Here is a 21,832-nt window from a genome sequence, read left to right as displayed (position 1 = left end):
CGGGGCGCGCATGGACCTGACGATTCTCTACCGGGGCCCGCTGGCGTCGTGCGACTACGACTGCCCGTACTGCCCCTTCGCCAAGCGGCGGGACAGCCGTGACCAACTGGCCGCCGACCGGGCCGCCCTGGAGCGCTTCGCCGGCTGGGCGGCGGCACAGGAGGGCGATCGGCTGTCGCTGCTGTTCACGCCGTGGGGCGAGGGCCTGGTGCGTTCCTGGTACCGGCGTGCGCTCGTGGAACTGAGCCGGTTGCCGCACGTCCGGCGGGTGGCGATCCAGACCAACCTCAGCTGCCGCACCGACTGGCTGGAGGCGGCCGACCTGGACACCCTCGCGCTGTGGTGCACCTACCATCCGGGGCAGACGCCGTACGACCGCTTCCTCGCCAAGTGCCGCGGTCTGGCCGCCCGAGGTGTGCGGTACAGCGTCGGAGTGGTCGGCCTGCCCGAGCACCTGGAGCACGCCCGTCGGCTGCGCGCCGACCTGCCCGAGCGGGTCTACCTGTGGGTCAACGCCGCCGAGGGGCACACCTACACCGACGCGGAGGCCGATCGGTGGACCGCGCTGGACCCGCTCTTCCCGTACAGCCGCCGTCCGCACCGCAGCGCGGGCCTGCCCTGCCGTACGGGCGAGTCGGTCGTCTCGGTGGACGGCGAGGGCACGGTGCGCCGCTGCCACTTCGTCCGCGCGGAGCTGGGCAACCTCTACGACGGCTCCTACCGGCGGGCCCTGCGGCCCCGGGTCTGTCCGCTCGCGGTCTGCGACTGCCACATCGGCTACGTCCATCTGGAGACGCTGCCGCTGTACGACGTGTTCGCGGGCGGGGTGCTGGAGCGGATTCCGGCCTCGGCCCCCCGCCGGGAGCAGGTCAGCGGCGGTCGAGTCCGCACCGGCGCTGGAACGCCGTCGCCACCGCCATGAACGCGGCCGGGACCACCGTGACACCCAGCAGCACTCCGACGTGCGCGGCGTGGGACTGCTGCACGGCGCGGCCCTCGGTGGTGGACACGAAGCCACCGAGGGCGAGCACCGCGGAGTAGACGTAGGGGCCGAGCGCGGTCCCGGCCGCCTCGGTGGCGGTCCACACCCCGGTGTAGGCGCCCGCGCGGGCGGAGCCGCGGGTCCCGGCCGCGGCCACCGCGTCCGGGACCATCGAGAAGGCGAACAGCTGGAGCCCGGCGAAGGCGGTGCCCATGGCCGCCACCAGGACGGCGGACCCGGCCGCGCCGAGCCGTCCGCCGGCCACCAGCGCGAGGGAGCCGGCGGCGAAGACGGTCTGGGAGAGAAGGAGTCCGTTCTGCTTGCCGATGCGCCTCGACGCGCGCAGCCAGCCGGGACCGGCGACGGTCGCGGGGATCAGGAAGGCGCCCATCAGCACGGCGGTCAGGCCGCGGTCGCGCAGGACGTACTCGGTGTAGAAGGGCACGGCGGCCAGGAAGAGGTGTGTGGTGGTCCCGGTGCACAGGTACGACAGCGCCAGCGCCCGGAAGTCGCGGTCGCGCCAGGCGGTCCTGATGTCGTCGCGGGCGGAGTGGGCGCGCTCGTCCGGGGACCGGAATCCGCATCGGTCGGTCAGCCCGCGCACGCCCGTGAGGGCGACCAGTTGCGAGACCACCAGGAGCCCGGCCAGCAGCAGCGCCATCCGGGCATAGGCTCCGCGGCCTCCCGAACCGACCAGAGCCGGTGCCGCGACGCCCGCGACGAGCAGTCCCAGGGTGAGGAAGACCATCCGGAACATGAAGACGCGGGTGCGTTCGTGGTAGCCGATGCGCAGGTCGGACGGCGTCGTCAGATACGGCACCTGGAAGCAGGCGAACAGCAGGTTCCCGGCGACGCAGCAGCAGCCGACCCACAGCGCGGCCGGTGTTCCGGACAGGCCCGCGGGGACGGAGAACAGGGCGATCCATGCCGCCGTCAGCCACAGCCCCACGCGGAGCAGGCCGCGCCGGTGCCCGCTGCGGCGCGCCTGGCGGTCCGTCAGGGAGCCGAGGAGGGGGTGGACGACGACGTCGACGATCTTCGGCAGCAGCAGGGTCGTACCGGCGAGGAAGGCGGGGACGCCGAGGGTCCGGGTGAGGAAGTAGAGGAGCAGCAGGCCGGGGACGGTGACCCACACGCCCATGCCGACGGAGCCGGCCGCGTAGAGGGTGAGGTCGGCGGCCCGGGGGCGGATCGAGGCGGCGGGCTCCCCCGTCGTACGGGTCACCGCGGTCACGGTGCCTCCGTGTGGCGTCTGACGACGCCGGCGGCCATCTCCGCGCCCTCGAAGGCGCCGGAGCGCGCCCGGCCTGCGAGGGCGCGGGCGACGATCCGGTCGGTGAGGGAGGGCAGATGGCGGGCCAGGAAGAACTCGACGGCCCCGCGGCGGGTGGTGGACAGGTCTCGACGCACCCGGCGGCCCAGGGCGGCGCGGAGCACGGTGTCGACCACGCCCTCCAGCGGCTCGTAGCTGCTCATGCCGTCCAGGGAGAGTCCGGCCTCGGCGGTCGAGTCGTGGATGGGGCTGCGTACCGCCGACGGGTACACGCAGGTCACGCCGACGTGGGTGCCGAGTTCGAGGCGCAGCGCGTCGGCGTAGGCGACCAGCGCCCGCTTGGAGGCGCCGTAGGCGGCGGCCAGGGGCAGTTGCAGGGCGGCCATGCGTGAGGAGACCATGACGATCCGGCCGCGGGAGGCCACCAGGGCGGCCACGCACGCGGCGGTCACCCGCCAGGCGCCGAGCAGGTTGATGTCCAACTGGCGCCGCACCTCGGCCCCGGGCGGGAGTTCGGCCGGGGCGGGGCCGCCGACGCCGGCGTTGTTGACGAGCAGGTCGAGGCCGCCGAGCCGGTCGATCGCGACGGCCACGGCGGTCGCCGTGCCCGCGTCGTCGGTGATGTCGCAGGCGAGCACCTCCACCGGGTCGTCCGGGCGGGGCGCCCGGTCCAACCCGACGACGTGGGCGCCGAGTCCGGCGAGGCGGGCGCAGACGGCCCGGCCGAAGGTGCCGGAGGCTCCGGTGACGAGGACACGCAGGCCCCGGGCGTCGCGCAGGCCCCTTCGCGTCATGGGTGCTGCCTTCATACGGGGCTCCCTTCGGGGGCCGGTGCGGTGAACGGGCGGGCGCCGCGCCGCAGTCGGGCGCGTCCGGCCGCGATCTCGCGGGCCACGCCGACGAGATACCGGTCGAAGTCGATGCGCATCTGCGGGCGCCGGTCGCCCCAGCGGGCGACCGCGGCGCGCAGCGCGCGGTCGACGGCACGCCGCTGCTCCTGGGGCGCGGGCAGCGCGTAGCCGCCGGAGAACCAGGCGGCGGCCAGCTTGGCCTGGGCCTCCACCACAGGGAGCGCCGCACCCGTGGACTGCATCAGCCCGACGAAGGCGAGGCTCGGGTCCTCCAGGTGGAACACCCTTTGGTACAGCGGGAGTCGCTCCGGATCGTCACCCACCCAGCGGGCGGACAGGAAGGGGATGTGGACGCGGTAGCCGGTGGCCCACACGATCACGTCGACCGGTTCCGAGCGGCCGTCGGTGAAGACGACCGTGTCCCCGGCCAGTCGCTCGATCCCGGGCCGGGCGGCGACCTCGCCATGGGTGAGGCGGTGCAGGATGGTGTCGCTGATCGTGGGGTGGTTCTGGAACAGGCCGCCCTCGGGCGCGGGCAGGCCGTAGCGCTGCGGGGTTCCGACGGCCAGCCGCAGCATGGTCCCGGCGACGCGCTGGCGCACTCGCCACGGCAGCGCCGCGAGGGCGCCGCCGGTGGCGTCGGAGGGCCGCCCGAAGAGGTACTTGGGGACGATGTGGACACCGCGGCGGGCCGACAGCAGGACGGGTCCGCGGGCGACGTTGGAGGCGTCGACGGCGATGTCCATCGCGGAGTTGCCCATGCCGACGACGAGCACCCGCCGGTCCCGGAAGGCGTCGGGGCCGCGGTAGTCGTGGGCGTGCGTCTGACTGCCGTCGAAGCTTCCCGGGTACGCCGGTTCGGGCCAACGGGGCTGCCAGTTGTGGCCGTTGGCGACGACGACCGCGTCGTACCGGTCCTTCTCCCCGGAGCCGGTCGTGACCGTCCAGCCGTCCTCGGCGCGCTCGACGGACGCGACCGCCGTACGGAAGCGGATGTGCCCGGTGAGGCCGAACTCCGCGCTGTAGTGGGCGAGGTAGCCGGCCACGAGGTCGGCCGACGGATAGTCCGGCCACTGCCGTGGCATCGGGAAGTCGGCGAACTCGGTGCGGCCCTTGCTGGTGTTGAGGTGCAGCGAGGGGTACGCCGGGGACAGTCCGCTCGCGTTGTCGCGCGCCCACAGACCACCGGGCCGGTCGCCCTGCTCGTAGGTGACGACGCCGACTCCCGCGTCGAGCAGGGCCTTGGTGGCGGCGAGGCCGGCCGCACCGGCGCCGATCACGGCGACCCGGTGGGAAGGGGGCATGGCGGATCTCCTCGGGGCGGGGCGCGGGCCGGCCGGGTCGTGTGACGACCCCGCGGCCGCCGCGTTGTGACTGCGGCCAACCGTAGGTCCGATCACCGCGCCCGAACATGTCCCGCACCACGTGATTCGGCCACTGACTTGTGCCGTGCCACAACCGGTGCGAGCATGCCGCGCATGCGGCAGGAGGGCTGGGACAGCGTGGTCGACCTGATCGAGCGGGTGGTCGGCGAGGACGACCTCCTGCCGTCCGTGGTCACCGGCGTCCGCACGACCGTGCGCGAGGTCGCGGGGCTCGCGCCCGCCGACATCGCCGGGCACACCCGGGCCCTGCTGGCGGCGGCCACCCGTGCGCTGGCCGCCGGACGGGGCCCCACGGAGGCCGAGCTGTCCTTCGTGGCGGAACTCGGTGACACGCGCGCCCGGCAGGGCGTGCCCATCGAGGCGGTGCTCGGCGCCATCCACGTCTCGGAGCGCGCCATCTGGTCACGGGCCCGGGAGGCGGCCGCCGAGGCGGGGATCGAGGCCCGTCTGCTGCTGGACGTGCGCGAACTGTACGACGACTGGGCCGAGGCGGTGCGCGCCCGGCTGATCAGGGCCCATCGCGCCGCCGACACCGGCCGGCGCGAGGCGGACGACCGGAACCTGACGATCCTGCGCCGACTGCTGGAAGGCGGCTCGGCGGCCGCGCTGGCCGCGGCCGAGGCGGGGCTGCCCGTGACCGGGGGCCTGTGGGTGCTGGTCGCCCGGCCGGGCGACGCGGGGCTGGAGCAGGCCCTGCGGGATCGCCCGCAGGGGCTCACCGGGCACCTCGACGGGCTGCTGGTCGGTGTGCTCCCCCAGGCACCGGGCACGCGGGCCGGTGTCGCCGCGGGGCTCGCCGGGCCGGCCGAACCGGAGGAACTCGGCGCCGCGCGACGACTGGCCCTCTGCGCCCTGACGGCCGCGGAGTCGACGGGGCGGACGGGGGTGGTGCACGTCGCGGACGTCGCGGTGCTCGCCGCGGTGGCCGACCGGGCCGACCTGTCCGCCGTGCTGACGGAACGCCACCGCCCCGCGTGGGCCGCCCTCGGCTCCCACGCCGAGCCGGTCGCGCTGGCCGTTCGCGCCTGGCTGGAGGCCGGGCGGGAGGTGGCAGCGGCGGCGGAGCGGTTGTTCGTCCATCCGAACACCGTGCGGAACCGGGTACAGCGGTTCGCGGAGGTCACCGGGATCGATCCGTACGACACGTTCGGGGCCCTGAACGCCTGGTGGTTGTGCCGGGCGTGGCTGGTCGCGGCCGAGGGGGTGGAGGGGGCGGGCTGACGGTGGCGGTGCGGCGCCCCCGGCCCCTCTCGGGGAGAAGCCGGGCATCGGTGATCAGCACGGGGAGTCGCCGGGTGCCCGGCGCCGGGCCCTACCGTTCGTTGCCCGCCCGCAGCCAGGCGATGTAATCCGCGGCCGCGGCGGCGGTGTCGTACTCGGGGCTGAACCCGGTGTCCTCACGCAGGCGGGTCGTGTCGAGCCACCGCGACGGCACGGCCCCCCGTGAGGGCAGCTCGGCGTGGAAACCGGGCTCGACGGAGGCGATCGCCTCGATCACCTCGGCGTTGCTCGTCGCACGGCCCGAGCCGACGTTGTACGTCGTGTGGCGCAGTCCCGGCGCGAGTTGCAGGAGCGCGAGCGCCCGACCGGTGTCCTTGACGTAGCAGAGGTCGAGGGCGTCCTCGGCGTACGGCCGGTGGGCGAGGCCGGACAGGTCGGGTGTGCCGCGACGAGCGGCGGCGTGGGCGAGCGACGGGGCCGGGAAGAACGGATCGGGCAGGTGACCGCCCGGCCCCCAGGTGCCCGAGATGCGCGCGGTGACGATCTCGATGCCGGTCTCGGCCGCGAGCTGTCCGGCCAGCAGCTCGGTGATCTTCTTCAGCGTCGGGATGGCGTGGAAGTGCGCCATCGGCAGCGGCAGGTCCTCACCCAGCGCGCCGTCGACGGCCACACCGCCGTAGACGCCGATGGTGCCGGCGACGACGACACGCCGTACGCCCCATTCCTGTGCGACCCGCACGACGTTGAGGAAGCCGTCGAGCGCGCGTCGCGCGGTCCCGACCGCGTCGTCACCGCCCGTCTCCCAGGGCAGCGTGATGGCGAGGTGGACGATCCCGGTGATCGCGTACCGGCGGCCCACCGCGCGCAGGCTCTCGAGGTCGGCGATGTCGCCCTGCGCCATGGCCACGGGCAGGTCGGCCAATCGCGGCGGTACCGCGGGTGTGCGGCGCTGGAGGAGCACGCATTCCTCGCCCGCCCCGTGGAGCGCTCGAACGGTGTGCGAACCGATGAAACCGGCTCCGCCTGTCACGAGAATCATGACTGTCTCTTTCGTCGGCACAACTGATTGTCAGTACTACTGATTATCAGCCTAGGGGTAACATGCTCGTCATGCCAACCCCCGCCCCGCACCCCATGGAGCCGCACGACGCGCTCGGGTATCTCGTCAAGCACGCACACCTGCGGCTGACGACGCTGGCCGACGCCGCGCTCGCCCCGCTCGGCATCGACAGCAAGGACTTCGGTGTGCTGCGCGTGCTCGTCGGGCGCGAGCCCATGTCGCAGCAGGCGGTCGCGGCCAGGCTCGGCGTCGACCGCACCACGATGGTCGCCCTGATCGACGCCTTCGAGGCGAAGGGCATCGTCACCCGCAAGCCCGATCCGAACGACCGCCGGCGCAACGCCGTCGAGCTGACCGGACCGGGGCTCGCGCTCTACCGGAAGGCCGACGCGGCGTACGTCGCCGCGGAGGACGAGTTCCTCGCCCCGCTCGGCACGACCGAGGCCGCGCGGTTCCGGCAGGCGCTGCGGGCCGTGCTCGCTCCCCGGGAGGGGCGGGACGGACGTGACCGATGACGCCGGTCGCGTCCTGATCCGGCGCGCCGGCGCGGCGGACATCGACCGCCCGGTCGAGTTCCGGGCGCTGATGATGTCGGAGATGGGTGAGGACGTGGACGCCGGTCCCACCTGGAGGGGCGACGCCGCCGCGTGGTTCGCCCGCCGGATGGAGGAGCCGGACGCCCTGGCCGCGTTCGTCGCCGAGTGCCCGGTGCCGGCGTGGTCGGCTGCGCCGTCGGCACCGTCGACGATCACGCCCCGAGTCCGCGCAACCGCGGCGGCCGGCGCGGCGAGATCGCCAATGTCGTCACGTCACCGGACTTCCGCGGTCGCGGGCTCGCCCGCGCCTGCGTGAGCGCGCTGCTCACCTGGTTCGCCGACGAGACGACCGTCACGACCGTGCGGCCGGCCGCCACCTCCGACGGCGAGGCGCTCTACCGCGGCCTCGGCTTCACCGAGCCGCGTGACCTCATCCTCCGGGTTCGCGTCACACGCCAGTCGTCCTGTCCGGTGAGGCTGAGGACGGTGACGCGGCGCACGGCCGACCGATGCCCCGACGCCGCGCCCGCGGAGACGTGGAGGCAGGTCCGGGCCCCCGGCGGCGCTTGCTCGGCAGGCGTCATGTCACCGCGTCGGGGCAGGGGGTTTGCGGTACATGCCGATGAGGAGGCCGTAGCTGGACTGGCCCGGCCCGTCGTCGGTGGCGCCCTCGGCCATCTCCGTCAGGACCGCGGTCAGTCTCGCGGCCTGTTCGGGTGTCAGGCGCAGGTGCCGCAGGATCAGCAGCGGGTCCGCGGCAGCTGTGAGTTCGTCGGCGAAACCGGCGAGCGCCGCTCTGGTGGAGCCGCCGGTGGGGTCGTCGATGTCCATGCGGAGCGCGGTGCGCTGGTAGTACTGCTCGACGCCCCCGCGTACCCGCCGGCTCTCGACGACGCGGACAAGACCCGCCTCGCGCAGGATCTTCAGGTGGTGCCCGACGCTGCCCTTCGCCACGCCGAGCGCGGCGGCGAGCTGGCTGGTGGTCGCGGACTGCCGGGCGAGGGAGAAGAGCAGGCGTTGCCGCAAGGGGTGCCCCAGCGCCTTGTGCTGCTCGGGCGTGGAGACACGCATCGACGGATCCTGAGTGGCTTCGGCCATGGAGAAAGCGTCTAGGATTCTTGACGCTTTGGCAAGGCCAGTGCTCTACTGACGCCCGAATCCAGTGACCAGGGGGGCAATTGATGGAACACACCGAGATCGAACGCATCGTGGCGCGGATCCGCGAACTGGTCGCCACCCGTTACGTTTTCCCCGACCTCGGAGAGCGCATCGCCACTGCCTTCGGTGAGGCCGCGTCCACCGGCCGGTATGCCGGCGCCGCGAGCCCCGCGGCGCTCGCGGAACTGGTCAGCGAGGACCTGCGGCGGCTCAGCGGCGACGGCCACCTCAGGCTCATCCACCACTCCGAGCCGATCCCCGACCTCACGGACGAGGCAGCCTCGGCCGCGATCTTCGAACGACGTTCACGGACCACCATGAGCGGCATCGGACGGCTCGAACGGCTGGATGGGAACATCGGGCTGCTCCAGATCGAGCCGGCGCTCTTCGGCGCCCACCTGGTCGGCGACGACATCGCCGCGGCCATGCAGATCCTGCGCAACACCCAGGGCCTCATCATCGACTTGCGCGCCTGCATCGGCAGTGATCCCGCAGCGGTCGCCTATTTCTGCAGCTACCTGCTGCCGCCGGGTACGCACCTCAACGACGTCTACGACCGCACCGAGGACCGCACCACCCAGTACTGGACGCTCCCCCACGTCCCCGGCCCCCGCTACGGCACGGATCGCCCCGTCTACGTACTCACCAGCCGCCGGACCTTCTCCGGCGGCGAGGAACTGGCCTACGACCTGCGCCACACCGGCCGCGCGGTCATCGTCGGCGAAACCACCGGCGGCGGCGCCCACCCCCGCATCGGCGTGCGCCTCCACCCCCACCTCGAGGCCAGCATCCCCACCTGCCGTTCCATCAACCCCGTCACAGGCACCGACTGGGAAGGCACCGGCGTCCAGCCCCACATCCCCACCACCGCCCAGGACGCCCTCGCTACCGCCCACGCCGCTCTCACCCGCGCATCGGAGGGCACCGCCCTCTGAAGCCCGGCACCGCCGGCACCGCCGAGGCCGCCGCGCGCGGACGGCAGCCCGCGAGCTGCGGTCCACGAGCGGCGGTCCGGCGGTCGTCCGTCAGCCGTCCGACGGCACCTTCAGCCTGTCCCAGCTGGCCCTGCCCGGGATGCCGTCCGCGTCCTTGCCGCGGAAGCCGAGCTTGTGCTGCCAGGCGGCGTAGGACGTGCGGTCGGCCTCGGTCCACTCGGGGCCGGGGCCCTTGGCGTAGTGGTCGCAGCCCTCGGCGACGAGGCGGCGGCCCATGGCGGTGATCAGGGGCGACTTCCGGCCCACGTGGAAGAAGCCGCTGCCGGGGAAGGGCGCGTACTTCGGCTTGGGGCCGGGCTTGGGGCCCTGGTTCGTGCCGCCGCCCCCTGCGGCCAGCCGGGCGGCGATGCGCCCCCGCATGCCGTCCATGGTGAAGCCCCGCGGGTCCTGTTTGCCGGGCTGCCACTCCTTGTGCCCGATGACGGAGCGCTCCGACCAGCCGTGATGGCGGCAGATCGCGGCGGAGACCTTTTCGATGGCCTCCTTCTGCGCCTCGGGCCACGGGTCCTTCCCGTCGCCGAGGTTCACGCACTCGAAGCCGTAGAAGTGCCGGTTGCCGTCGACGTCGGCCTGGTTGTCGTGCGGCAGCGTCGTCTCGTCGACGACCGCGCGCAGGACGTCGCTGTCGCCGAGCCCCGCGTGGTTGGCGCGGCCGTTGCCGACGAGGTGGACGTGGCCCTCCTTGTCGATGACGCCGTGACAGAGCGGGCCCGGCAGGCCGGAGTAGCCGTTGTAGCAGATGTTCACGGAGTTCTCGGTGCCCGAGGTGACGGTGTGGTGGATCATCACGCCGTTCACCGGACCCCAGGGGCCCTTGGTGTTGCGATTGTGGTGGCGCCAGTCGCGCACCTCGTGGACGGTCAGGCCCTCGGCCCGCAGAACCTCCAGCAGCTTGGACCCGCTCATCGGCTGCGCCATCACTCGTCTCCTTCCGCGGCGGCCTCCGCCGCCGCCGTGGTCTGTGAGCGGCCGCCGGCGGGGGCGGCCTCGGCGGCCTGCTCCTCGCGGGCGGCCCGGACCTCGGCGTCCAGGGCCGCCTTGTCGGCCGCGGGGATCTCCGCCGCGAGCGGGCCGAAGGCGTACCGCAGGTCGGCCGTGCTGCCCTCGCCGGTGACCAGCGCCAGCGGGGCGAAGTGCCGGTCGATGCCCGCCGGGGCTTCGAGCAGCGGGCGGCGCGCGGCGTCGGTGGCCCACTCGACGCTGCCGGTGGCGGTGCGGGCGGGGATCAGCCAGTGATCGCCGGTGCGGTAGGTGCCGCCCCTGGCGAAGTAGATCTCGACGCCGTCCTCCAGGGGCAGCCACTCCCCCTCGGCGACCGGCACCGCGCCTCCCTTCAGGGACGTCGTGCGGCCCTTGCGCCGGGGTCCCTCGCGGTGGTCCCAGCGGCGCAGGAACGGGTGCAGGTGCGGCAGGCGTCCGACGCGCGGGTCCGGCTCGGCGGACAGGCGGACGCGGCGGCCGGGCAGGTCCAGTTCCTCGACGCGCAGCAGGGGCAGCGCCTCCAGGCGGGAGGCGTACGCGGTGTCGCTGAACTCGACCAGGTCGCCGACCTCCAGGTCGAGCTTGGAGTCGAGGCCGAGGGTCGCCAACCGCGCCCAGGTGCCGTCCAGTTCGTCCACCGGGAAGACGACGGAACCGTTCTCCCGCGACCATGTGAAGGTCGCGTCCCTCGCCTCGCCGCCCGCGTGGACCTCCACCCGGTACAGCTGGTTCTCCGGGCCCCGGTAGCGGGCGTCGGGCCGGACCAGGCAGGGGTCCTCGTCGGCGTGCTCGGGGCGTTCACTGCGGGCGGCGAGCCGGGCGGAGGGCGCCGACCGCGCCTTCGCCCACTTCTCGAACGCCTCGCGGACGGCGGCCGGGCCCGGTTCGGCGTCCGCGATGTCCAGCGCGGTCAGGGGCAACGGCAGCACCTGCCAGACGACCTTGGCGCGGGCGGCGGTGTCGGGCAGCGCGGCGCCGAGGGCGACCTCGCGCAGCGCCGGGTCCTCGGCCGCCGAGACCGCCCGCTCCCACACCGCGAGGTAGACGAGGAAGGGGGACTGGGCGGGCGAGGGCAGCCGGTCGCCGGGACGTTCCGGGTCGCGGAAGCCGTCGGGCTGGTTCCAGTAGTCCCAGTAGGCGTCCGTCTCCGCGCTCCGCTGCTCCTCGGTGTCGCCGTCCGGCACCGGGACGCCCGGTGCCGGGCGGTCCGCGTCGCACAGGATGCCGTCGACGTAGTAGCGGCCGCCGTGGATGTACAGGGTGTCGATGTCGTGCCGGCCGCCCACGTACTCGATGCGGAAGCCGGTGGCGCCGGCGGGTCCGCCGTGCCGTCCGATGAGGTCGGCGGTGAGGGTGCGGGCGTGGTGGAGCTGGATGGCGGTCTGTTCGTTGAGGTCCGCGTCCAGCTGGACGCGGCCCTGCTGGGCGAGGACCGCGGAGTAGTGCCGCTCCGGGCGGAAGGTGGAGCGGGAGAGATCAGCGTGCATGAAGGGGGTCCCCCTGGTTCGTCGGTCTGCGGACGGGTGGTACGGCGGCACTGCTCACGTCACGAAGAAGATCCCGGCGTCCGCGACCGCGGGGGTGTACTCCGCGAGCCGCGCCCTGAGTCCGTCCTCCCGCTGCGGCCGGTACAGGTCGTGGAAGGCGCCGAGTTCACCGCCGTCGTCGGCGCCGCGCCGGATCTGCTCCGGGCCGCCGTCGGCCAACTGGCCGTACCAGGGCGCCCCGTAGCGCTTCGAGGCGAGCAACGGCCGTACGGTGTCCGCCTGTCCGGCCCCGGCGAGGTCGGGTTGGCAGCGGTGGCGGCGCGGGGTGCGCGAACCGGGCGGGACGTAGCAGTACCGCAGGCAGCCGATGCCGCGCCGGGCCACGTGGAGCCGGCCGGTGAAGAGGGAGTTCTCGGCGATCTCCACGGCGTGGGTGTGCACGTCGCCGATGACGGTGGTGCGGTGCAGGTGCAGGACCGCGTGGGCGTGGCGGCAGTCGGGGGCGGAGAGGGCCTCGCGGTCGTCGCCGGTGGCGTCCAGGACGCTGTCGCGCAGATGGATGTCGAGGGGGTCCTCGCCCACCTCGTCCCCGATGACCTCGATGGTGCCGAGGATGCTGTGCTCGATCCGGACGCAGGCCGTGGTGCGGTCCAGGACGACGCTGGGCTCGTCGGGTGAGTGCGGGGCGCACTCGGGCTCCAGGGACCAGCCGGGTACGAGCGTGCAGTGCCGTACGACGAGGGCGCCCATCGGGCCGGTGACGTTGATGCCGCGCCCGGCGACGAGGAGTCCGTCGAGGACGACGCGCGGCCGCTCGTCCGGGGCCCGGCCGTCCGGTACGGCACGGATGTTGAGCGCGTCGGGGCGGTTGCTGTACCAGTCGAGGAGCCGGATCACCGGCCGGGTGCCCTCGGCGGCGCGCAGTTCGAGCCGGTCGCCGGGGTCGAGGTCGAAGTCCAGCTGCTCCTGGTAGGCGCCGCTGTGGGTGATCTCGATGATGCCGGTGCGCCCGGGGGCGCGCCGGTCCTGCCAGGCCCGGTAGGCGTCCATGATCCGCCGGTACGGCTGTCCGGGCCCGACCCGGTAGAAGTCGGCGTCGGGGCGGGGGCCGCGGTCGGGGCGCTCGTACTCGCCGCCGCCGAGGTCGGCGGCGAAGGCGTGGTGGTAGTCGACCCACACGCCCTGCCGGGGCGCCGACCGGGAACCGAAGGCGATCCGGCCCAGCTCGGGGTCGACGGCGATCCGGCCGCGTCCGGGCCGGTAGCGCCAGTCGGACAGGTCGGCCACGACGATGTCCGCGAGCGGCACCGGCCGGTCCTCGCCGTCGCGCCGGATGCACAGGCTCTTCCCGGGCCCGTAGTAGTCGGCGAGCCGGTCGTGCAGCAGCCGGCGGGTGATGAACGCCGGCACGTTGTCCACGGCGGCGATGTGCGCGGGCGAGGGCTCGGGCACCGGGCGGGTGAGCAGCGGGGTGTCGTTGCCGAGGATGGAGAACGTGTAGAGGTTGCGGGCGCGGTCGATGCAGTAGGCCGGGGCGGCGGTGAGCGCGTGCGGCCTCAGCCGCCAGACGAAGAGGCCGACCCCCGCCGGAGACCAACCGCCTTGGCGTCGGGCGGAGTCGGCGCGACGCACGTCGACCGTGCGGGCCGTCGTCTCGAACGGGCCGCCGGCGAGGGCGAGGGCCGAGCCGTCCCGCAGGTCGAGCAGCCGGCCCCGGTCCCCGCGGGCGCCGGTGACGCCCAGCCTGACCGGCTGGGTGTGGGACACGTGCCGGGAGAGTTCGACGGCGCGCGCGGGCCAGTCGGCGATGCGCTCGGAGAGTTCCTCCAGCAGGTGCAGGGTGCCCTTGCGGCGCCGGTGGCCCACCGTCTCGGCCACGTCCCGGCGGGGGGCGACGGCCTCGGCGAGCGCCCCCCGGCCCCCGTGGTGCGGGCCGGTGAGCACTCTCTCGTAACCCGGCAGGGTGCGGTAGCCGACCAGGTCGCCGAGGTACGGCAGCACCCAGGGCGCGGCGGTCTCCACGAACAGGTCCTCGTAGCCCTGCCGGACGCCGTCGCGGACGCGGTCCAGCTGCTCGGTGATCACGGCGAGCAGGGCCCGCAGCGGCTCGCCCTCCTCGGCGTCGCGCAACCGGTGCCAGCGGGGCAGCAGTTCGGTGAGCCCGTCGGGATGCCGGTCGGCGGGCATCTCCCACTCGGCGTCGGGGGACATCACTTGACCTCCGTGAGAATCAGGGTGTCCGCGGCGCGCGCCGACAGCATGGTGAGCTGGGCCGGGCGGATGCCGCGGAAGACGACCACCGTCCGGCCCTTGGCCAGGGGCCGGGTGTCGGTGATGTCGGGGTTCAGGCGCAGGAGCCGGGCGAGCGACATGCCGTGCCGGGCGCAGACCGAGGACAGGGTCTCGCCGTGCGCGTCGCCGACGGTGTAGGTCTGTTCGTGGTACGACGCCGGGTGCGCGGGGACCGACGACCGCGGGGTACCGGGGTCGGCGAGCAGGGCGGTGAGCCGGTCCGGGGTGGCGGAGGCGGGTACGCCCGTGAACACGTCCACGTCCACGTGGTCGACGCCGGGCACGGAGTGCGCGGTGGCGAGGACCTCGGACAGCCGGGCCGGCTGGGCCAACTCCCGTCCCTGGTAGCCGAGTCGGAGCAGCAGCGCCTGGCGCAGCCGGGGCTCGACGATCTCCCAGGCGTCATCGGGGGCCAGTGTCACCCTGGCGGCGATCAGCAGCAGGACGAGTTCGCGCGTGTCCACCCGGGTGGGCAGGTCGGGGTCGCCGTACTCGGTCAACGCCCCTTGCAGGGGCCGGAGGTCGTCGTCGGTGAGCGGCACGTCGTCGGTGCCGGCGACCGTGACATGCAGCACCCGCCGCCGTCCGTCGAAGAGCTCGCGGGCGGTGGCCCGGCCGATGCCGGCGCGGGAGCGGGCGAAGTCCTCGTAGTCGGCCGGGGAGACCAGCCGGTCCAGGGCGGAGACGGCGAGGGGGATCGTCCGGCGGGTGAGGGCGGGGCCGTCCGCGTCCGAACCGCCGGTCGCCGGGCAGGGGTTGGTGACCGCGGTGACGCCGAGGGGGCGGGTGAGCGGCTGGGTGATCCGCTCGGCGGAGACGTTGGCGGCCTTGCCGGTGCCGAAGCGGTAGCGGGCGCGGACGTTCTCGTGGCCGCTGGGCAGCCGGGCGCCGTGGACGCCGTCGCCGAAGGTCACGGTGGTACGGCCGTCGGAGGCGGTGCCGGTGATGTACACCCGCTCGGTCGGGCCGCGCCCGGCGAGACTGTCGGCCTCGTGCCAGAGCACGCCGTCCACCCGGATCTCCAGCACCGGTGTCGCGCCGAGGGGGTTGTCGGCGGCGAGCCAGGTCAGCGGGGACTGCCACAGGGCGAAGGTCTGGTTGACGCGGCCGGAGTCGCCGCTGCCGATGGCCTCCTCGCGGCTCTCGCCGTGGGTGGCCGCGACGACGTTGCCGAGGACGCGGACGCTCGCCCGGCGGTAGCGGTGGACGAGGTTGCTCGTGAGGGTGAGGCGGGTGTGCACATGGTCGCCGGGGAGCCGGGGATCGACGGCCGGGTCGGCGGCCGCGACGACGACCACCTCGCTGGCGGTGACCCCGGCGGCGCCGGGCACATCGGTGCGTTCGCCGCTCACGATGAGGGCCCGGCCCGGCCGCAACCCGTCGTAGAGCTGGGCGAGTTCGATCTCGTCGCCGTGCACGTCCTCGCCGAGCGGCTCGTCGGCCGGGCGCAGTTCCTCGCCCGCCGCGTGCACGGTGGTGTCCCGGATGTGCGAGAGCAGCACGTCGAACTCGTCCAGCCACGGGTCCGCGAGGGTGAGTTCGGTGCCGCGACCGGTGATGCCGTAGTTGGAGTAGGCCGCCGTGCGGGCCGCCACCACCTGGGTCGTGACGAAGGCGAGTTCGGCGTCGCCGGGCACGCCGGTGCCCTTGGCGGGGCGCTCGATCACCACCCAGCCGCCGACGGTGATGCCGTCCTGGACGCTGTCCAGTTGCAGGATGCGGCGGTTGAGGGGCGCGGGCTTGCTCGCGATGACGATCTCCACGTTCGGCTCGGTGCTGCCCACCGTGTAGGTGACGCCCACCTGGTAGTCGCCGTGGGTGAACTGCCTGCTGCCGCCGGGCTTCAGGGAGAACTGCTCGGCGGTGCCGTTGGTCAGCGCGACGTGCACGGTGCCGTCGTCCTCGGGACGGGAGACGAACAGGCCGCGATCGGGCAGGCCGGGGTGGAGGCGGACGGTGACGCCGGGTTCCTCCGCGGCGGCCGGGCGGCGGGTCAGCCAGCTCAGCTCGTGCTCCCGGGCGGCCCGCGTCGACAGGTCGACCTGGCCGGGGCCGAGGGTGAAGGTGACCTGCTGGGTGGTGGGCAGGTTCTCGGCGCGCTGGTCGGAGCTGCTGCCCTCGGCGTACTGGAACTCGGCGCGCACCGGCACCTTGCCCGCCGGGTCGTACACGACGCGCATGGTCGCCAGCGCCGCGCCGGTCAGGGGCCAGTCGGTGGTGCGGATGACGCGGCCGCGGGCGTCCTGGACCGGTTTGAGCGGGGCGCCCGCGCCGAAGGGGGCCGCGGTGACGCGCATCGCGAGGAGCGCGCGCAGCAACTGGCCGCTGCCGGGGCCGGCGGCGGCGCGCCAGGCCGGGTAGAGGCTGCCGAGGCCGGGGTCGAGGGCGGCGAGGAGGCGGCCGGTGTCGGAGCCGGGGCGGTGGCCGCCGGTCCCCGTGCGGGGGCTGGGGGCGGTGGTTCGCAGGGCGGGCAGGACAGTGCTCAGGGCCTGGAGAGCGGCTCGGCGTGGGTCGGGGAGATCAGGTGTGCCCTCCTGCGGCCGGGCGGGGGTGGGGTCGCTCACGCGCGCCCGCGGGGTGGCGCCGCGCCCGCCCGCGCCCCCCTCGGCGGCACGGCCGCCCGCGGGAGCGGCCGGTTGGGCGGGAGCCAGCTCCAGCGCCCGCCGGGCCAGCTCCGCGAGGACCGCCTCCAGCCGCTCGAACCACGCGGACACCTCCTCGTACGGCTCCGCCAGCACCTCCGCCTCGCGCAGTCGGGCGACCGGGTAGGCGAGGCGGGACGCGAGACCCTCCGGGGTGCCGATGCCGTCGAGGTCCGTGCGCAGCGGGGTGAGGACCTGGTCGTCGAAGTCCTCGATCAGGCGGCTGACCGGGCGCGGGTCGGGCACCTCGGGAGTCGGCGGCTCGTCGCCGGGATCGCCGGGCGTGGCCGGCTCGGCGATCCAGCGCCGTACCTCGTCCACCAGTTCCTTGAGCGTGGGCGGGGCGGACCTGGGCAGGGTGAGCGCCGTGACCTCTTCCTCGCGGTCGACGCGGACGCCCGCGATCGGCAGCAGCTTCCGTTCGCCTCCCGCCCGTTCGCCGAAGACGAAGAGGAGCCGGTCGCCGGTGCGCAGCGAGTTCGCCGTGCCCTCCACGAACAGTTCGGAGCGGTGGTCGAGGTCGTCCGGGGTGATGAGGGAGGGACGGCGGCGGCGCACCGTCAGCTCGTTCCAGTCCCAGCGGGCGGTGAGGTCCGCCGACGTCTCGAAGGTGAGCGACTGCTCGTCGGCGGAGGCGGGCACGCTGTGGCTGCGGGCGCCGCGCGGGATCGTCACGGGGAGGGTCTCGGCGCGCGGGTCGCGTTCGAGGGTGTACGCCAGATGGGTGCCGGCGGCCACTCCGGGCCGCGGCCGGTGTCCGACGAGGCGGCCGAGCAGGACCAGCGAGCGGTGTTCGTTGGCGGTGCGGAGGTACGCCTCGTCGGCGATCCGCTCGGAGTGGAAGGTGAGCAGGTCGCCGAGGACGGCGGTGGCGTCCAGCAGCCCGACGGCCGGGTCGTCCGGGGTGCGCACGGTGAGCCCGGCGAGAGCCGGGTACGCGGGCGAGGCGAGCCGGTCGAGGAGGGCGGCGAGGAAGGAACCGTGGTCGCCGACGCGGTAGTCGAGGGCGGTGCGGCCGGGCGGGTTGTGGAGCGGAGCGGGCGCGAGGCGCTCGTCGTGGCCGCCGCACGCGCCGCCGCAGGAGCATGCCTGGGTCATCGGTCGCCTCCCAGGGTGATCGCCAGCCGTCCCTGCTCGGGCCGGTCGGGGTCGTTGTCGCAGGTGGCGATCTCCAGCGGGCCGAGGCGCAGCACGCCGTCCTCCTTCTCTCCGCGGTCCGGTTCGAACAGCCTTCGCAGTCGGGTGACCTCGACGGCCTCCACACCCGGGACGGCCGCGGCGACGGCGACCAGGCGGCTGAGCCGCACGGGCTCGCCGAAGGTCAGCGCGTCGGGGTGGAAGAAGCCGAGGCGTCCGCCGGGCAGCCGGCCGCTGCCGAGGACGCGGTACAGGTCGGCGAGGATCTGTCCGTGCTGATGGCCGGGCAGCGCGCAGACGCGCAGCGCGATGTCGAGCGGCACGAGCCGGGCGGGGCCGACCACCAGGTCGTGGCCGATGCGCCGGTACGCCTCCAGGGCCTGCGTCACCGAATCCAGCAGGGGCCGCGACGGTGCCTCGCCGCCGTACGCGTCGATCGCGACGTGGGCCTCCTGGGTGCTGCCGGTCCAGCGGATGTCGGCGGCGGCCCGCTGGACACCGGGCAGGGCGGAGGCGAGCGCCGCGTAGTCGGCGGCGGTGACGGCGCGCAGCCGGGTGCGGCGCAGGTCCAGGGGCGCCGACTGGCGTACCTGTTCCAGGGGTTCGGGTTCGGTGCCGCCGGTGGCCGGGAGCGGGTTGCGGACCGTGGCGGCCGGTACCGGCTCGCCGGGCTCGCCCGCCGCCACGACGAGGTGGTTGATCGCCTCCGCGCCGACGTTGCCCGCGCTGCCGCCGCCGAGCCGGTAGCGTGCCGTCAGGCGTGCCCCGGGCGCCGGTTCGGCACCGCCCCGCCCGTCGCCGAAGCGCAGGGCGAGCCGCCCGTCGTCCTCCTGTTCTCCGACGAAGTGCCGGTCACGGGGCTCGCTGTCGAGCAGGTCGCGGCGCGGTTCCCACACCGCGTCCCCGTCGGCCAGGCGTACGGCGGGCAGGGCGCGGCGCGGGTCCTGGGCGAGCGCGGCGCTCGCCGGTCCGCGCAGGACCGGCTCCTCGGGGTGGAGGCCGGCCGCGTACGCCGGGCCCCAGCTGTGCGCGATCTCCCAGGCGATGTGGGGGTCGAGGACGGTGCCGGCGCGGGCCCGCGCGGTGAGGACGGCGATGCGCCGCAGCTTGGCGTCGAGCAACTCGTCGCTCCGGTGCAGCAGTTCACGCAGGGCGCGGACGGGATGGCGGCGCAGTTCCAGCCGTTCGAGCGGCTTCAGGCCGAAGACGACGGCGAGTTCGGCGACCTCGTCCTCGCCGAGTCCGTCGCGGTCACGGGCGCCGCGCCACAGGTCGACCAGGCGCTGCCGGAGCCGGCCCGGGATGGCGGCGATCCGCTCGGCCTGTCCCGCGGCGACCGTCGCCGGATCCGGGAAGGGTACGGCCTGGGTGACCGGGGCACGGCCGAGGACGGGGCGGAAGCGGGGCCGGATGCCCGGGTAGAGGCTCTGGGCGAGCAGTGTCCGCAGGGCCGCGGCCTGCGCGTACGCCGCCGCGGGTACCACTTTCCCACCGCCTCCGGCCGGGGGGACCGCCGTCTCGCTTCGCCCGTGCCGTCGCCCGGCCCGTTCCAGACCGATCCCCGCGCGCCGGACGGCCCGCTCCCCCACGACCTGGAACAGCTCGCGGACGTCCTCGGGGGCGAGGACGCGGCCGCTTTCCACCCGGTCCGTCAGCGAGGTGACGAGCAGCGCCGGGGCGTTGCCCGCCGTGCGGTCGTCGCACCCGAAGCCGGGCGGACCGCAGGGCGCGACGACGGCCGGGACCGGTGGCACGGTGACCGTCTGCGTCGTACCGGAGCGGCCGTGGTCGACGAGGACGGTGTTGCCGCGGGCGAGGGTGACGTCCTCGACGGGCAGGCAGTCGCGACCGCCCCGGGTGCTCAGGCAGAACGGGAAGCGCAGGGCGTCCGCGGCGGCCCAGGTGACCTCAAGGACGGGCTGGTCCTCGATGCGGTCGAGGCCGGGGGTGACGGAGGTGAGGCGGACGGCCTGCCGGTGGGCCGGGTCGGCGTCGCCGGGGGTGCCGGTGCGCGGGCCCTTGACCTCCTCCAGGATCAGCACGTCACCCGGCTTCAGGCCGAGCCTGCGTTCCCGGCGGGTCTCCGGGTCGGTCCATTCGTCGCGCAGGGTGGCGGCGGTGGCCCCCGCGGGCAACACGCACACGTCGCCGTCCCAGGTCCACAGCCGGATCGCGTTGTGCGCGGCGCGCAGTTCGAGGGGTTCGGCGGTGACGACGGGTTCGAAGACCTCCACGGAGCCGCGCTCGTCCAGGTCGCCGAGGACGTCTTCGTCGATGACCGTGCCGGGTTCGGGGCGGTCGTGCGGGTCGAGGCGGCGCACGTCGACCGAGGCGAAGCGGTAGGTGCCCGGCGCCAGCGTGCGGTCGGCGGCGGTCTGGACGGTCACATAGGTGCGGGCGTTGCAGCCGTCGTGCATCGCGTAGTCGATGAGCCGGACGTGCCGGCGTACGGAGACCCGGCGCCGGGCGGTGTCGAGGTAGGCCTCGGTGGCGACCGCGTCCTGCTGGTAGCCGATCTGGTCGCCGGTGTACGCGAGGAGTTCCACCAGCGTCGTGCCGAGGTCGGCGGGGTTGCGCTCGGCCCAGTCGGGTGTGGTCAGCGCGAGCCGGTCGAGGAGGAGCCCCCGGATGGTGTCGTAGTCGCGGGCCGTGTAGTCGATGACGGGCGCGGACGGGAAGGGCTCGGTGTCCGCCGGCTCGTCCGCGCAGTCGAAGGGGGTCGGGCAGTCGGGCCGAAAGGCGAACTCCGCGCTGAAGTACCGCTGGTCGAAGCCGTGGTAGGGCGCATCGCCCGGCCTGCCGTAGGGGTCGGCCTCCACCAGGGACAGCCGGTAGCGGGAGGTGTCGCCGGCCCGGTCGAGGGTGACGTGGAGCCGGTCGTCCAGCTCCGGGTCCTCCTCGCGTTCGACGCTTACGTCGACGGCGGTGATGCCGGTGACGCGCCGACCGCCGTCGATGCGGACGTTCTCGGGGCCGAGGGAGGCCGGGGCCTTGCCGAGGAAGGTGACGGTGAGCAGCAGCCCGTCGTCACTGACCTCGACGGCGTCGACCCCGTTGAGCCGGGCCGCGCGTACCCTGGCCCGCCGGGTGGCTGCCGCCCTCATGCCGCCCTCCCCTCGAACAGGTCCTCCTGGACGGCGCCGGTGGCGCGGACGACGTACGACAACCGGACGCGTACCGTGTCGCCGCCGCCGTCGATGTCGAGGGAGACCACCTCGATCAGGTCGCCCAGCCAGCGCTGCAGCGCGGCCTGCACGGAGAGTTCGAGGGTGCTGATCAGTTCGGGGCCGGCCGGCGCGAAGACCAGGTCGAGCAGTCCGCAGCCGAAGTCGGGGCGCATCACGCGCTCGCCGGGGCTGGTGAACAGCAGTTGTTCGACGAGGTCGTGGACGTGCTCGGCGGGGCGGGCGTGCGCGGTGCGGCCGCGGCGGTCGGCGTGGAACGGGAACGCGATGTCGCTGCGGGGGCGGGCTTGTTGACTCAGCGGCCTCATCGGACGGTGACCTTTCGCTGCGCGGCCTGGACGACGGGTGGTCCCTGGGGGACGAGGGCCGCGCTGAAGCACTGGGCGGCACAGGTGTCGAGCAGCACGGGCGCGCCGTTCGCCGTGACGCCGGTGGTGGTGGCGGTCCAGCGCACGGACGCGCACGGCGAGGGCACACCGTCGACGGTGTGCGGGCAGCCGGTGACGACGTAGGTGTGGGCGGCCGTGGCCACGGCGGCGCCGCCGACGTGCGCGCCGCCGGAGGGTGTGGTGGCGGGCGCGGCGCGGCCGCCGTGCGGGCAGCCGATCACGGTGCCCGCGTGGAGCAGACTCCCGGACAACTTCTCT

At 74.5% G+C, this 21,832-nt stretch carries 16 protein-coding genes and 1 pseudogene; 5 read left to right on the top strand and 12 right to left on the bottom strand.

The features are described 5' to 3' along the window. The first annotated feature begins 10 nt into the window (after positions 1–10). On the top strand, positions 11–922 hold the full coding sequence (locus tag QSK45_RS11155; protein ID WP_285555676.1) for an STM4011 family radical SAM protein: 912 nt from the start codon (positions 11–13) through the stop codon (positions 920–922). Here QSK45_RS11155 and QSK45_RS11150 read toward each other — a convergent pair. From QSK45_RS11150 to QSK45_RS11140, 3 genes are read right to left on the bottom strand one after another with little or no spacing between them, the layout of a single operon-like run. Next, entirely contained in the window at positions 870–2,216 is a 1,347-nt protein-coding gene (locus QSK45_RS11150; protein ID WP_285555674.1) for an MFS transporter, read from the bottom strand. The two genes, QSK45_RS11155 and QSK45_RS11150, sit on opposite strands and share 53 nt — an antisense overlap. Then, positions 2,213–3,064, bottom strand: coding sequence for an SDR family NAD(P)-dependent oxidoreductase (locus tag QSK45_RS11145; RefSeq protein ID WP_285555672.1), 852 nt, complete (start codon positions 3,062–3,064; stop codon positions 2,213–2,215). Before QSK45_RS11145 ends, QSK45_RS11150 begins: the two co-directional genes overlap by 4 nt. Next, entirely contained in the window at positions 3,061–4,410 is a 1,350-nt protein-coding gene (locus QSK45_RS11140) for a flavin-containing monooxygenase (protein WP_285555670.1), read from the bottom strand. Before QSK45_RS11140 ends, QSK45_RS11145 begins: the two co-directional genes overlap by 4 nt. Positions 4,411–4,584: 174 nt before the next feature. Between QSK45_RS11140 and QSK45_RS11135 the strand changes: the two genes are divergently transcribed. After that, positions 4,585–5,712, top strand: a complete 1,128-nt coding sequence (locus QSK45_RS11135) for a helix-turn-helix domain-containing protein (protein WP_285555668.1) — start codon at positions 4,585–4,587, stop codon at positions 5,710–5,712. 91 nt (positions 5,713–5,803) lie between these two features. Here QSK45_RS11135 and QSK45_RS11130 read toward each other — a convergent pair whose 3' ends face one another. Then, a complete protein-coding gene (locus QSK45_RS11130) occupies positions 5,804–6,751 on the bottom strand; it encodes an NAD-dependent epimerase/dehydratase family protein (protein ID WP_285555666.1) in 948 nt (315 codons plus the stop codon). Positions 6,752–6,822: 71 nt separating this feature from the next. On the opposite strand from QSK45_RS11130, the gene QSK45_RS11125 reads away from it, so the two are divergent. Next, positions 6,823–7,287, top strand: coding sequence for a MarR family winged helix-turn-helix transcriptional regulator (locus QSK45_RS11125; protein WP_285555664.1), 465 nt, complete (start codon positions 6,823–6,825; stop codon positions 7,285–7,287). Between the two features lie 132 nt (positions 7,288–7,419). Next, a pseudogene (locus tag QSK45_RS38445) lies at positions 7,420–7,716 on the top strand (GNAT family N-acetyltransferase); the annotation flags it as partial. Between the two features lie 177 nt (positions 7,717–7,893). On the opposite strand, the gene QSK45_RS11120 reads toward QSK45_RS38445, so the two are convergent. Further along, the gene (locus QSK45_RS11120; protein ID WP_285555662.1) at positions 7,894–8,406 is read right to left on the bottom strand and encodes an ArsR/SmtB family transcription factor; all 513 of its coding nucleotides are present in this window, start codon (positions 8,404–8,406) and stop codon (positions 7,894–7,896) included. Between the two features lie 83 nt (positions 8,407–8,489). On the opposite strand from QSK45_RS11120, the gene QSK45_RS11115 reads away from it, so the two are divergent. Beyond that, positions 8,490–9,401: a S41 family peptidase gene (locus tag QSK45_RS11115; protein ID WP_285555660.1), complete on the top strand. Its 912-nt coding sequence runs from the start codon at positions 8,490–8,492 to the stop codon at positions 9,399–9,401. A 90-nt stretch (positions 9,402–9,491) separates the two neighbouring features. Here the strand turns inward: QSK45_RS11115 and QSK45_RS11110 are convergent, their stop codons facing one another. Genes QSK45_RS11110 through QSK45_RS11080 form a run of 7 tightly spaced genes read right to left on the bottom strand, consistent with a single transcriptional unit; the run spans position 9,492 to position 21,825 of the window. Beyond that, positions 9,492–10,379, bottom strand: a complete 888-nt coding sequence (locus QSK45_RS11110) for a peptidoglycan-binding protein (protein WP_285555658.1) — start codon at positions 10,377–10,379, stop codon at positions 9,492–9,494. Beyond that, positions 10,379–11,929 carry a DUF6519 domain-containing protein gene (locus QSK45_RS11105; protein ID WP_285555656.1) on the bottom strand — a complete coding sequence of 517 codons (1,551 nt, stop codon included), beginning with the start codon at positions 11,927–11,929 and terminating at the stop codon, positions 10,379–10,381. The genes QSK45_RS11110 and QSK45_RS11105 overlap by 1 nt, the downstream gene beginning before the upstream one ends. 54 nt (positions 11,930–11,983) lie before the next feature. Then, positions 11,984–14,140: a hypothetical protein gene (locus QSK45_RS11100; RefSeq protein WP_285555654.1), complete on the bottom strand. Its 2,157-nt coding sequence runs from the start codon at positions 14,138–14,140 to the stop codon at positions 11,984–11,986. Continuing rightward, positions 14,140–17,961 (bottom strand): putative baseplate assembly protein, encoded by a 3,822-nt coding sequence (locus tag QSK45_RS11095; RefSeq protein WP_285555652.1) that lies wholly within the window; start codon positions 17,959–17,961, stop codon positions 14,140–14,142. Before QSK45_RS11095 ends, QSK45_RS11100 begins: the two co-directional genes overlap by 1 nt. After that, complete coding sequence (locus tag QSK45_RS11090) at positions 17,958–21,104, bottom strand: putative baseplate assembly protein (RefSeq protein WP_285555650.1); 3,147 nt, start codon at positions 21,102–21,104, stop codon at positions 17,958–17,960. The genes QSK45_RS11095 and QSK45_RS11090 overlap by 4 nt, the downstream gene beginning before the upstream one ends. Then, a complete protein-coding gene (locus tag QSK45_RS11085; protein ID WP_285555648.1) occupies positions 21,101–21,493 on the bottom strand; it encodes a GPW/gp25 family protein in 393 nt (130 codons plus the stop codon). The genes QSK45_RS11090 and QSK45_RS11085 overlap by 4 nt, the downstream gene beginning before the upstream one ends. Continuing rightward, complete coding sequence (locus QSK45_RS11080) at positions 21,490–21,825, bottom strand: hypothetical protein (RefSeq protein ID WP_285555647.1); 336 nt, start codon at positions 21,823–21,825, stop codon at positions 21,490–21,492. The genes QSK45_RS11085 and QSK45_RS11080 overlap by 4 nt, the downstream gene beginning before the upstream one ends. Positions 21,826–21,832: the final 7 nt, after the last annotated feature.

It is taken from the genome of Streptomyces hygroscopicus subsp. hygroscopicus, assembly GCF_030269125.1.
Taxonomy (GTDB): Bacteria; Actinomycetota; Actinomycetes; order Streptomycetales; family Streptomycetaceae; genus Streptomyces; species Streptomyces hygroscopicus_C.
Note: the sequence above shows the minus strand (reverse complement) of the source record. Positions and strands in the feature narration are given on the sequence as shown.

What these genes read in the sequence shown, in the direction of transcription:
- QSK45_RS11155 (WP_285555676.1), top strand. Translation starts at nt 11, where the DNA reads ATGGACCTGACGATTCTCTACCGGGGCCCGCTGGCGTCGTGCGACTAC.
- QSK45_RS11145 (WP_285555672.1), bottom strand. Translation starts at nt 3,064, where the DNA reads ATGAAGGCAGCACCCATGACGCGAAGGGGCCTGCGCGACGCCCGGGGC.
- QSK45_RS11140 (WP_285555670.1), bottom strand. Translation starts at nt 4,410, where the DNA reads ATGCCCCCTTCCCACCGGGTCGCCGTGATCGGCGCCGGTGCGGCCGGC.
- QSK45_RS11135 (WP_285555668.1), top strand. Translation starts at nt 4,585, where the DNA reads ATGCGGCAGGAGGGCTGGGACAGCGTGGTCGACCTGATCGAGCGGGTG.
- QSK45_RS11130 (WP_285555666.1), bottom strand. Translation starts at nt 6,751, where the DNA reads ATGATTCTCGTGACAGGCGGAGCCGGTTTCATCGGTTCGCACACCGTT.
- QSK45_RS11125 (WP_285555664.1), top strand. Translation starts at nt 6,823, where the DNA reads ATGCCAACCCCCGCCCCGCACCCCATGGAGCCGCACGACGCGCTCGGG.
- QSK45_RS11120 (WP_285555662.1), bottom strand. Translation starts at nt 8,406, where the DNA reads ATGGCCGAAGCCACTCAGGATCCGTCGATGCGTGTCTCCACGCCCGAG.
- QSK45_RS11115 (WP_285555660.1), top strand. Translation starts at nt 8,490, where the DNA reads ATGGAACACACCGAGATCGAACGCATCGTGGCGCGGATCCGCGAACTG.
- QSK45_RS11110 (WP_285555658.1), bottom strand. Translation starts at nt 10,379, where the DNA reads ATGGCGCAGCCGATGAGCGGGTCCAAGCTGCTGGAGGTTCTGCGGGCC.
- QSK45_RS11105 (WP_285555656.1), bottom strand. Translation starts at nt 11,929, where the DNA reads ATGCACGCTGATCTCTCCCGCTCCACCTTCCGCCCGGAGCGGCACTAC.
- QSK45_RS11100 (WP_285555654.1), bottom strand. Translation starts at nt 14,140, where the DNA reads ATGTCCCCCGACGCCGAGTGGGAGATGCCCGCCGACCGGCATCCCGAC.
- QSK45_RS11095 (WP_285555652.1), bottom strand. Translation starts at nt 17,961, where the DNA reads ATGACCCAGGCATGCTCCTGCGGCGGCGCGTGCGGCGGCCACGACGAG.
- QSK45_RS11090 (WP_285555650.1), bottom strand. Translation starts at nt 21,104, where the DNA reads ATGAGGGCGGCAGCCACCCGGCGGGCCAGGGTACGCGCGGCCCGGCTC.
- QSK45_RS11085 (WP_285555648.1), bottom strand. Translation starts at nt 21,493, where the DNA reads ATGAGGCCGCTGAGTCAACAAGCCCGCCCCCGCAGCGACATCGCGTTC.